This window comes from Pseudomonas sp. PA-7-1E (assembly GCF_021605325.1).
GTDB classification, from domain to species: Bacteria; Pseudomonadota; Gammaproteobacteria; order Pseudomonadales; family Pseudomonadaceae; genus Aquipseudomonas; species Aquipseudomonas fluorescens_BV.
The window spans coordinates 21,144-31,815 of record NZ_WKFA01000065.1 but is presented as its reverse complement, the minus strand read 5'-3'; the positions used below and the strand labels follow the sequence as shown (position 1 = coordinate 31,815).

The window sequence follows — 10,672 nt, the reverse complement described above, 5'->3', positions numbered from 1 at the left end:
AACCGAAACACCATGTCCTCGTTGCGCAGCTGTCGTTTGATCGCCCCGGCTACGGCGCGCAGCACGCTGTCGCCCGCAGCATGCCCATGGGTGTCGTTGATTTTCTTGAAGTGGTCGATGTCCAGCATTAACAAAGAGAGCGGGTGCAAATGCCGGCGTGCCATGTCGATTTCTCGCTGCAGCGTCTGGTCCATGGCCACACGGTTGCCGGTTTCGGTCAACGGGTCACGCAGGGCGCTGCGGGTGGCGGCGCGGTAGAGCAGGGCGTTGCGCATCGGATAAAGCAAGGTCACCAGCAGGAGTTCGAGTTGGCTCAGTTCTTCTTCAAGCAACCGCTGGTTGCGACGAAAGACCAGTTCCCCCAGGTGTTCGCCTTCATGGCTCAGGGTGTAGCTGACGGAGTGATGACCCCGGTGGCCAAACTCCAGGCGCAGGTCGCTGGCGGCGTGACGGTATTGCAACGCGTCCAGCGGAACCAGGCGCTGAACCTCACGAAAGAACAGGCCCAGGATGCGCTCCGGCTCCAGGCTGGTCTGCAACTGCTGGTTCAGTTGCTGGCGAAGTTCGGCAAGGGTGGCGGGGCGGCGTGGGCGTAAGGATGGCTGGCCAAATCCCAGGCGTTGCAATTTGGCACTGTCAAAGTCAATTGCGTTGGTCTGGGTGGGGGTTTTCATAAGCGCGTGGCCTCTAAGCACTGGGCTGTCTTACAGGCGGGATGAGGGTGGCGAGTGCCAAGCGTCTTACTGATCCTTCAGTTCCGTAAAACATTGGAAACAGTTTAAACCGCTTTTCATTGGGTTATAACCCCATGGCCCTGCCGCACGTCTTGTCATCGCCGAACCTGCTTGAACAGTACTAGAGCGAGATTCATGCCAAGTGTATTTAGTTGGCAAAAATCCTTATAAATCAATTAACTAATTTCTAAGTAAGAAAAGTCCGTTAAAGCATGGCGCCAGTTATTTGGCTGGTTTGGGCCAGCGTTACCGCCGGCCCGGTTGACGTAACTGTTTCGGTGGTGCGAGTTGCTTGTCGCAAATAAACAACGCTTCGGTTATTCGTGAACAAAGTACACCGCACCCATCACCACTAGACCAGGGTGGTACGGTCGATTTGCGCGATGGAGGTGACCCCGGTCAGGGTCATGGCCACGCGCATTTCCTTGGCGAAGATGTCCAGCAGATTCTCTACCCCATGCTGGCCCTCGGCGGCCAGCGCGTAGGCGGTGGCGCGCCCCAGCAGGCACGCCTTGGCGCCCAGGGCGAGCATGCGCACCACGTCGAGCCCGGAGCGAATGCCGGAGTCCACCAGCACGGTCAAGTCATCGCCCACCGCTTCGGCAATTGGCGGCAACGCCTTGGCCGTGGACAGCACCCCGTCGAGCTGGCGGCCGCCATGGTTGGAGACCACGATGCCGTCGGCACCGAAACTCACCGCGTCCTTGGCATCCTGAGGGTCGAGGATGCCCTTGATGATCATCGGGCCTTTCCAGAACTCGCGGATCCACTCCAGGTCTTTCCAACTGATGGATGGGTCGAAGTTGTTGGCCAGCCAACCAATGTAGTCCTCCAGGTGAGTGGGTTTGCCCAGGTATTTGGAAATATTGCCCAGGTCGTGGGGGCGGCCCATCAAGCCCACATCGAAGGCCCACTGCGGCTTGGTCACCGCCTGCAACATGCGCCGCTGCGCTGCATAGGGGCCAGACATGCCCGAGTGCGCATCGCGGTAGCGTGCGCCGGGTGTGGGCATATCCACCGTGAATACCAGGGTGGTCACGCCGGCGGCCTGCGCCCGCTCCAGAGCGTTGCGCATGAAGCCGCGATCCTTGAGCACATACAGCTGGAACCAGATCGACTGCGGGCTTTGCGAGGCCACTTCCTCAATCGAACACACCGACACTGTCGACAGGCAAAAAGGGATGTTTTTGTTGGCCGCCGCCTTGGCTGCTTGCACTTCACCGCGTCGCGCATACATGCCGGTCAGGCCGACCGGGCTAAGGATGACCGGCATCGCCAGTTCGGTACCGAACAGCTGGGTGGTGAGGCTCAGGTCGTCGACATTGCGCAGGATGCGTTGGCGCAGGCTGATCTCGGCCAGGTCCGAACTGTTGGCGCGCAGTGTGTGCTCGGCGTAGGCACCGCCGTCGATGTAATCGAACAGAAAGCGCGGCAACTTGCGCTTGGCCGCAGCGCGGTAATCGGAAGCGGACGAGATGATCATCAACAGTGTCTCCCTGGGCAAAGTGCTACACCCTAAGCAAAGTTATGCCATGATGAAAACAACTTTTATCACTGTCATCCAGTCACTAAAGGAATACTGATGAACCTGCGAACCTTGCGTGCGTTTGTCGAAGTGGTGCGCCAGGGCGGGTTCTCCCAGGCGGCGGAAGTGGTTGCCCTGACCCAGTCCACCGTGAGCAAAGCGGTCAAGACCCTTGAGGACGAACTGGGCATGCCGTTGCTCAATCGTCTCGGCCACAGGAATGAACTCACCGCCGCTGGCGAAATTGCCTACCGCCGCGCCTTGGTGATGCTCGCCGAACGCACCGACTTGATGGCTGAAATCAACGACCTGCGCGGCCTCCAGCGCGGCGTGCTGCGCATCGGCCTGCCGCCGGTAGGGTGCGGCGTGTTGTTTGCGGCGATGTTCGCCACTTACCGCAGCCGTTACCCGGGCATCGACATCGAACTGACCGAGTACGGCAGTAAAAGGCTGCGCGAATGCCTGGAAGCAGGGGAGGTGGACCTCGCCGCCTTGCTGCTGCCGGTTGATGAAGGCTTCGACTACCAACCGGTGCGCAACGAGCCATTGATCGCCGTATTGCCCATGGGTCACCCACTGGCCCAGCGCGAGCGCATCGACTTCACCGACCTGGCCGACTCACCCTTCATCCTGTTCGAGGCCGGCTTTGCCCTCAATGCCAAGATCCTCAGCGCCTGTGAACGCAAAGGCGTGACCCCCAAAGTCACCGCCCGCAGCGGGCAAATAGACTTTATCGTCGACCTGGTCACCGCAGGGCTGGGCGTTGCCTTCCTGCCTAGGATGCTGGCGCACAAACACCAACATCCCGGCATCGCCTTGATCCCTCTGGACGAGCCTCATACCGATTGGCACATCGCCCTGGCCTGGCGCGCGAGCGCCCACTTGCCGCCAGCGGCAAGGGCCTGGCTGGATTTGGCCAAGGAACCGCCGTATTCAAGCGAGCAGGGGGACGATTTTGCGGAAAATTTCTGAGGACGCTTGACTTCTTCTTTTTAATCAGTAACATACGGCGCATTCCGCGATAGCTCAGTTGGTAGAGCAAATGACTGTTAATCATTGGGTCCCTGGTTCGAGTCCAGGTCGTGGAGCCAGATAGAGAAAAGCCTGTAGAGATACAGGCTTTTTTTTGCTTGGGATTTGACCCAGCAATCCAAACGCTTAGCGCGGTTCCCATGATGCCATCTCTAATCCTTCGATTCAGAGGTAAGGCCAATGAAAGTCGCTGCAGTCGTTTCAACCAAAGGCGGGCCGGGGAAAACCGCGGTTGGCGCCAATCTAGGCGCGTTCTGCGCCGACGCGTGTCATTGGACCTTACTGATCGATCTCGATCCCAGCCGTCACTGTCCTTGTTCTATACGCTAATGCGTGAGGCGCCGGGCGGGACCTACCAACTGATCGTTAATAATGAAATGCCTCCGCGGAGCGCTTTCTTCTGTCGGTAATGAGGTGAAGCGCTGAGCCAGGCATTTGATAAAATTGCTAGCGAATGTGGCCGCGGAAGTATCAACGGCCTTTAATAATTCACTATTATGAAAAACTATCATCAGTGCATAGGTGTAGACGCTACTTCAAAACCACCATTGATAACGAACTGAACGCCCATACAAACCAGTAGAAAACCAACGACTCGGGAAATTGCATCGATTCCTGACTCACCAAGCACTTTCATGATTCGCCCCGAACATCGTAAAGCTATCCAGAAAATAAGCGCAGTAATGATGAATACGGTTGCGGCTGCAAGATGAATGACGAGTGGCAGGGTCTGGTAGGTCGACTGCAGGGTAGAGGCGGAGCTGATAAGCAACGCTATCGTGCCTGGGCCTGCTGCACCAGGAAGAGCTAAAGGTACAAATGACAGATCGCGGAAATGTGGGGTTGATTTCTCTTTCTCTGAAAGGAAATCTTTCTGAACCTCCGTTTCGTCAGGTGTCGTTGCTGGAAAAAGCATGGCGAAACCGATGTAGGTAACGATCAGGCCTCCGGCTATTCTCAAGCCGGGAACAGATATTCCGAATACCTGCATTACCAGGCTGCCTCCGTAGAAGCTGACAAACATAATCAGAGCTACATACAAGCTTGCCTTCAGGATTTGCCGGTTACGCTCTACTGTAGGCAGCTTTCCTCCAAGGCCTAGTAAAAGGGAGATGCTAGTTAGAGGATTGGCCATAGGAAGCAGGGCCAATAGTCCAATAAGAACATGATGAAAGTAATTGCCCATAGTGTTTTTACTCGGTTATGCAACGAATAGGAGGCTATAAGATTATTAAGGTCGTACGTCATCTGCCCTAACGAGCCGATATCAAGTCAGGGCTCAATCGGGAAAGTATTTTTTTGCCTCTTCCGTGGTATAGCGCAGAAAGATCTGCACCGCCTGCGGAATCAAGCGTCGTGAGAGTAGAAAAGCATACAGCGACATGTTCTGGAGGGTATAGCCAGGTAAAACACGTACCAGTTTGCCGCTCTCTACGGCGTCATTGGCGCTGGGCAAATTGAACTGCGCGATGCCAAGTCCGCGCAGAGTAAGGTCCATGCGCGCATCGTTCGGTGTGGCAAGCAGGATAGCTTGCACCGGCGTCAGGTGTTTATGTCCTTGGGGGTCGATCAGCTCCCACTCGGGTTCTCCCTGACGCCCAAGGCAGGGCCATTGCAGGAGATCGTCCGGTACACGCGGAGGTTTCCTGCCGGCCAGTAACAGGGGAGAAGCGAATAACCCTTGTGGCATTGAACAGATTGGCCGAGCAACCAGCGACTTGTTAATCACTTCGGCGCGGCGATGACTGAAGTAGACATCCACTGGCTCTTCAATGGGGTTTGGCACGCGTGTGCTGGCCTCCACTTCAAAATGAATTTCGTGCTGTTCTTCCAGCATTCGAGCGATAGCCGGGTTGATAAACCAGTGCACAACCTCGGGCGATCCGACGACCCGGATGCGTCCTCTAATTTTTCCATCATCCGACTTGATCGCGCTTTCGACCTCTTGAAGGCCTTCGAACAAGGGCGCGATTTCGCTATAGAGCCGCTCGCCCGGGTCCGTCAATCGCATAGAGGGCATCCGATTGAACAAGCGCAGACCCAGGTGCTCCTCCAGCCGGGTCACGGCGCGACTGATGCTTGAAGTGTTCTGCCCAAGCCGTTCAGCCGCACGGCTGAAGTTCAATGTTTGCGCGGCAACGAGGAAGGTGTGGTATTCGCTCCACATGGCGTTGCTTTTATGCAATGTATAGTTGCTCCATATGGCATGGCTAAAATTAATAGACTAACACTATCATCACCAAGTCTGAGAGCCATTTAGCGTATAGGAGTTCAACTGTGACCTCGATAAATCGTATTTTTGCCAGCCTAGTTGCCTTGATGGGGCTGGGGCTATTGTTAGGTGGAGCTTACCTCTTAACCCTTGGCGGATCGTTTTATTACGTGCTGGCCGGATGGGCCTATCTGAGCGCTGGCGTCATGCTTTGGCGTAGGCAAGTTTGTGGAGTATGGCTGCTGGTAGCGGTTGCCGTGCTGAGTGTTCCATGGGCGCTCTGGGAGTCAGGCACGTTCTATTGGGCGCTGTTTCCACGCCTGCTCGTACCGGCAGCGTTGGCGAGCATCGGCTTGCTCCTGTTATCCACTTGGTCGCCTGCGGACTCCCGGCGTCGGATACGCGGCCTGGGTGTACTAGCGTTATTAGGGACGGCTGTGTTCTTTGGGTTTGCCTTTACTCCACATGGTGTCGTCTCGCCTGTCTCGGGCACACCTTTTACTGCAGCAGCTACAAACACCACGCCTTCAAATTGGTCCGCATATGGCCGAACCACTGCGGGTACGCGCTACGCGCCCTTTACGCAGATCAACCGTGACAACGTTCAGGACCTGAAAGTGGCCTGGAGGTATCGTACCGGCGCGAAGATGCAGTTGGACAAGGGCGCCGTGGATTCGAACACCCCATTGCAAATTGAAGATACGTTGTTCACTTGCACACCCGATGATCGCATTGCTGCCATCGATGCAGATACGGGGGTAGAACGTTGGAAATTCGATACCCATAGTGCATCTCCTATCTGGAACCGTTGCCGCGGCCTGGGTTACTACAAGCTCAAGGAGGCGCCGGCTGATGGCGTCTGTGCGGAACGAATCGTCAATTCCACCATCGATGCGCGCCTGATCGAACTAGATTCCAAGACCGGCAAGCAGTGCCCAGGTTTTGGCAGCGACGGCGTCGTCGACCTGAAGCAGGGCATGGGCGACGTTAAGCCTGGGTTCTACTTTCAGACCTCCGCGCCGCTGGTGGCGCGCGACTACATTATTATCAGTGGCTGGGTAGTTGATAACTACAGTCGCGGTGAGCCGTCAGGCGTGATCCGCGCCTTTGATGCCCGCACCGGCGCACTGGCATGGGCGTGGGACCTGGGCAACCCGGACATAACCGGCTTGCCACCGGCGGGGCAGACCTACACGCCCGGCACGCCCAACATGTGGACCGCCGCTGCCTATGACGACCAGTTGGGTCTTATCTATGCGCCGCTGGGAAATGCCACGCCGGACTTTTTCGGCATGGAGCGTCCACCGCACTCGGATGAATACAACTCTTCCCTTGTCGCCCTCGATATCATGACGGGTCGCCCGAAATGGAAATTCCAGACCGTCCATCACGACATCTGGGACTACGACTTGCCTTCTCAACCCGCGCTGGTCGATTTGCCTGACGGCCAAGGCGGAACCATCCCCGGGGTATTGCAAACCACCAAGCGTGGCCAGCTTTTCCTGCTAAATCGCGCCACCGGGGAGCCGATTGCGGACGTCGTCGAAAAGCCCGTGCCTACGGCCGGTGCGGTACCTGAAGAAAAGCTTTCGCCTACACAGCCTTATTCGGTAGGGATGCCGACTATCGGTGCCGAACACCTCACCGAGAAGAAGATGTGGGGGGCAACCATGTTCGACCAACTCATGTGCCGCATCATGTTCAAGCAACTGCGCTACGAGGGGGACTTTACGCCGATCGGTCTGACCAAGGCACTGGATCAGCCCGGCAATATCGGAGGATTCAACTGGGGTAGCGTCTCCTACGACCCCGTTAATCATCTGGCTTACATGAACGATATCCGGGTGCCGAACATCTTTTGGCTGATGCCTCGTGATGAATTCAATACTTGGACAAAAACCCACCAGATCGAGGTGAGCGGACATGGGCCATCACCGCAGTTGAAAACACCTTACGGTCAAGCCATTTATATCTGGATGTCATCCCTAGGGGTTCCGTGCAACCAGCCACCCTATGGGACCGTCACGGCGGTCGATCTGAATACGCACAAGGTGGCCTGGCAAGTGCCGGCTGGCACCACAGAGCAATTGGGGCCACTGGGTATCGCATCACACTTGCCCATGCCCATGGGCATGCCAACTTATGCAGGAACGATGACCACGGCAGGCGGCCTCGTATTCTTTGCGGGTTATCAGGACTACTACATCCGGGCATACGACGGGCAAAGTGGCAAACTCGTCTGGGAACATGAATTACCGGTCGGCGCCAGCGCCACGCCGATCTCCTACGTCTCGCCGACGACGGGCAAACAGTACGTTGTCATTTCCGTAGGCGGGGCAGCGCATTCTCCCGACACCGGTGACTATGTAATGGCCTTCAGCCTTCCGACATCCCAACCGTGAAGCGTCTGCAGCGACAGCAAAAGAAGGCGTTACTTGTACATGGCCAGCGCTGAATACGTGTTCAAAGCTGACGAGAAACCGGCGATGGCGGGCAGTCCTTATAAGCCCAGGCTGTCGCCGGCCAGGCGTGGCATATATTTTGTCGTAGGCTTATTCCTCGGGACCTGCACGACGCTGTGCAACGGCCTGGTGGCGAGCAATCTAGGCGTAATCTCTGGCTCTATTGGCGAGTACACGGCTCAGGTCTCATGGTTGGTGGCAGTTTTTTTGGCGATCAATGCCAGCGCCAACCTGACCTTGGTCAAGGCCCGGATGCAGTTCGGAATCCCTTTGGTCACGGCAAGCATTGTCGGTACCTACATCGCTGCCTGCGTGCTGCAGTTACTGTGGCCCACTCTGACAACTGCGGTCATTGCCACGGCGATCAACGGCTTGATGTGCGCGACGTTGATCGCCTTGAGTACCTATTATCTGATGCAGGCCCTAGCCCCATCGGCCCAGCCGATGGCCCTGATTATCAGCGTAGGGCTTACCCAGATAGGATCGCCGGTGGCGCGCATGATTCCCGTGGAATTTCTCGCCTCGGAACATTGGCTGGGGCTGCACTTGTTGAATCTGGGCATTGGTATGGCGGTGTTGGGTGTGACGTTGGCGGTGCCTTTGCCACGCAGTGATAGGGCCAGCGTGTTTTCTGCCTCGGACGCAGTGGTGATTGTATTGCTGGTTTCATCCTTCCTGCTGTTTGCCGGTGTGCTTGGCCTCGGCCGGAGCTATTGGTGGACCGACGCGCCCTTTCTCGGCTGGATGCTGGTGGCGGCTATCTCGTTGCTGGTGACGGTGGTGTTCATTGAACGACGTCGGCGTCAGCCGCTGTTGCAATTGGAATGGCTGGGCAGTTTCGACTTGATGCGTTTTGTTGCGATTGCGCTGCTGGTTCGGCTATCGCTGGCCGAGCAGACTTTCGGCTCGGTAGGTTTGCTATCAATGGGCGGGCTCAATAACGATCAGTTGCGTGTCCTGTTTGCGTGCGTACTGGTGTCGATGCTAATGGGGATTGTCGTCGCTTGCCTGACGTTGTCGCCCAAACGTATCCCCTGGCAGGTCATGGTCGCGGCGTTGTTTATCGCAACGGGAGCGTATCTGGACTCGCAATCCACCAGCCTCACGCGTGCGCCGCAACTGTACCTGAGCCAGTGTTTGATTGGGTTCGGTGCGACGCTGTTTATCGGGCCTGCCTTGATCTTTGGCTTCCTCAAACTGTTCGCGAAGGGACCTCAGTACATGATCACGCTCGTGGTCCTGTACGGGGCGAGCCAGAGTATCGGCAGCCTGGCAGGGTCGGCTGTAATGGGCAGCTACGAGTTCATCAGAACCCAGTCCCATATCGCTAGCCTGGCGGATAGTACGCCGATCACCAATCCCCTTGTCGTAGCGCGCCTCGGCATTGGCGAGGCGTTGCTTTCGAGTCATATAGCCGACCCGGAACAGCGCCAGAAACAGGGCAGCAAGCTGCTAGGACAGGCGTTGCAGCAACAGGCTAGCGTACTGGCATTCAATGACGTCTTTCGCATCGTGTCAGTGCTGGCTTTTGGCACCGCGATGTATGTGTTTTATCTGCAGATGTCGGCTTTTTTCCTCTCGCGCATCCGTCGCGAGCCTGAGAACGTAAATGACTGATTCCATGACTGCTCCATCGGATGTTGAACACACTGCTTCTCATTGGTCGCCCCCGCCCCGTGGCCGTTTGCAAGGCATCATCATGGTGCTGGCTGCGATTGGCGTTATTACGATCGTCCTGTACATCTGGAAGTTGCCGCCTTTTGACGCAGGTCTGCAACAGACAGATAACGCCTATGTGAGGGGGAGAACCACGGTGATTGCCCCTCAGGTCAGCGGCTATATCGTCCAGGTGGCCGGGCAAGATTTCGCGCAGGTCAAGCGAGGCGAGGTCCTTGTGCGTATTGACGATGAGGTCTATCAGGCGCAGGTAGATGAGGCGACGGCCAATCTTGGCGTCGCCAATGCCGACCTCTCCAACAACCAGCAGGCGCACGCTGCTCGCATGGCGGGCATCGAGAGTCAAGTTGCAGCTATGGCCGGTGCGCAGGCGCGCTTATTGCGTGCCCGCGCTGACATGCAGCGCGCAAACGCGTTGGTCATGGATGGCGCCATTTCTACGCGCGAGCGCGACCAGGCACGAGCCGATTTCAGTCAAGCCCAGGCCGAGGTACAGCAGGCGGGTGCGCAAGAGTCGATTGCTCGGGAGGAGTTGCGTACCGTGGATGTCGGCCGTGAAGGTCTGGAAGCCCAGGTGCGGGTGGCACAGGCAAAACTGCGTGCGGCTCAGATTGATCTTAATCACACGGTCATCCAGGCGCCGGAGGATGGCGTGCTCGGAGAAGTGGGCGTGCGGTTGGGCCAATTCGTGACCCACGGTACACAATTGATGTCGGTAGTTCCCGCTGATCACTGGATAGTCGCGAACTACAAGGAGGCGCAGACTAAGGCTATTGCGCCCGGGCAGATCGCGACTCTCAGGATTGATGCGTTAGGAGGGGCGACGCTAAAGGGGCATGTCGAGCGGCTCTCACCAGCGACGGGCTCGGAATTCGCGGTGCTCAAGCCGGACAATGCAACGGGCAATTTCGTCAAGGTACCGCAGCGTATCGGGGTGCGCATATCTGTTGATCCGGACCAGCCTTTCGAGTCTTCGCTGCGCCCGGGCATGTCGGTTGAGGTCGATGTCGATACGCGTCATCGGTGAGGA

At 57.1% G+C, this 10,672-nt stretch carries 8 protein-coding genes, 1 tRNA gene and 1 pseudogene; 6 read left to right on the top strand and 4 right to left on the bottom strand.

Translation table 11 applies throughout. The features are described from left to right. Both GIW79_RS25885 and lldD read right to left on the bottom strand, forming a co-directional pair. Positions 1-674 (bottom strand): GGDEF domain-containing protein (locus GIW79_RS25885; protein ID WP_236477439.1); only part of this gene is annotated, 674 nt, incomplete at its 3' end. A gap of 412 nt (positions 675-1,086) precedes the next feature. After that, positions 1,087-2,217: an FMN-dependent L-lactate dehydrogenase LldD gene (gene lldD / locus GIW79_RS25880; protein ID WP_034126164.1), complete on the bottom strand. Its 1,131-nt coding sequence runs from the start codon at positions 2,215-2,217 to the stop codon at positions 1,087-1,089. A 99-nt stretch (positions 2,218-2,316) separates the two neighbouring features. On the opposite strand from lldD, the gene GIW79_RS25875 reads away from it, so the two are divergent. The 3 genes and pseudogenes from GIW79_RS25875 to GIW79_RS25865 form a co-directional block, all read left to right on the top strand. Next, a complete protein-coding gene (locus GIW79_RS25875; protein ID WP_236455116.1) occupies positions 2,317-3,231 on the top strand; it encodes a LysR family transcriptional regulator in 915 nt (304 codons plus the stop codon). 43 nt (positions 3,232-3,274) lie between these two features. Next, a tRNA-Asn gene (locus GIW79_RS25870) sits at positions 3,275-3,350 on the top strand. Positions 3,351-3,471: 121 nt separating this feature from the next. Next, positions 3,472-3,668: pseudogene (locus GIW79_RS25865) on the top strand (ParA family protein); the annotation flags it as partial. A 134-nt stretch (positions 3,669-3,802) separates the two neighbouring features. Here GIW79_RS25865 and GIW79_RS25860 read toward each other — a convergent pair. Then, complete coding sequence (locus GIW79_RS25860) at positions 3,803-4,477, bottom strand: MarC family NAAT transporter (protein ID WP_236455118.1); 675 nt, start codon at positions 4,475-4,477, stop codon at positions 3,803-3,805. A 93-nt stretch (positions 4,478-4,570) separates the two neighbouring features. Further along, on the bottom strand, positions 4,571-5,476 hold the full coding sequence (locus GIW79_RS25855) for a LysR family transcriptional regulator (RefSeq protein WP_034126167.1): 906 nt from the start codon (positions 5,474-5,476) through the stop codon (positions 4,571-4,573). Between the two features lie 92 nt (positions 5,477-5,568). Between GIW79_RS25855 and GIW79_RS25850 the strand changes: the two genes are divergently transcribed. The 3 genes from GIW79_RS25850 to GIW79_RS25840 are packed head-to-tail and all read left to right on the top strand — an operon-like array spanning position 5,569 to position 10,669. Continuing rightward, positions 5,569-7,905 carry a membrane-bound PQQ-dependent dehydrogenase, glucose/quinate/shikimate family gene (locus GIW79_RS25850; protein WP_329605984.1) on the top strand — a complete coding sequence of 779 codons (2,337 nt, stop codon included), beginning with the start codon at positions 5,569-5,571 and terminating at the stop codon, positions 7,903-7,905. Positions 7,906-7,944: 39 nt separating this feature from the next. Then, positions 7,945-9,582, top strand: coding sequence for a hypothetical protein (locus tag GIW79_RS25845; protein WP_057977039.1), 1,638 nt, complete (start codon positions 7,945-7,947; stop codon positions 9,580-9,582). Next, the gene (locus GIW79_RS25840; protein ID WP_089041987.1) at positions 9,575-10,669 is read left to right on the top strand and encodes an HlyD family secretion protein; all 1,095 of its coding nucleotides are present in this window, start codon (positions 9,575-9,577) and stop codon (positions 10,667-10,669) included. The genes GIW79_RS25845 and GIW79_RS25840 overlap by 8 nt, the downstream gene beginning before the upstream one ends. Positions 10,670-10,672: the final 3 nt, after the last annotated feature.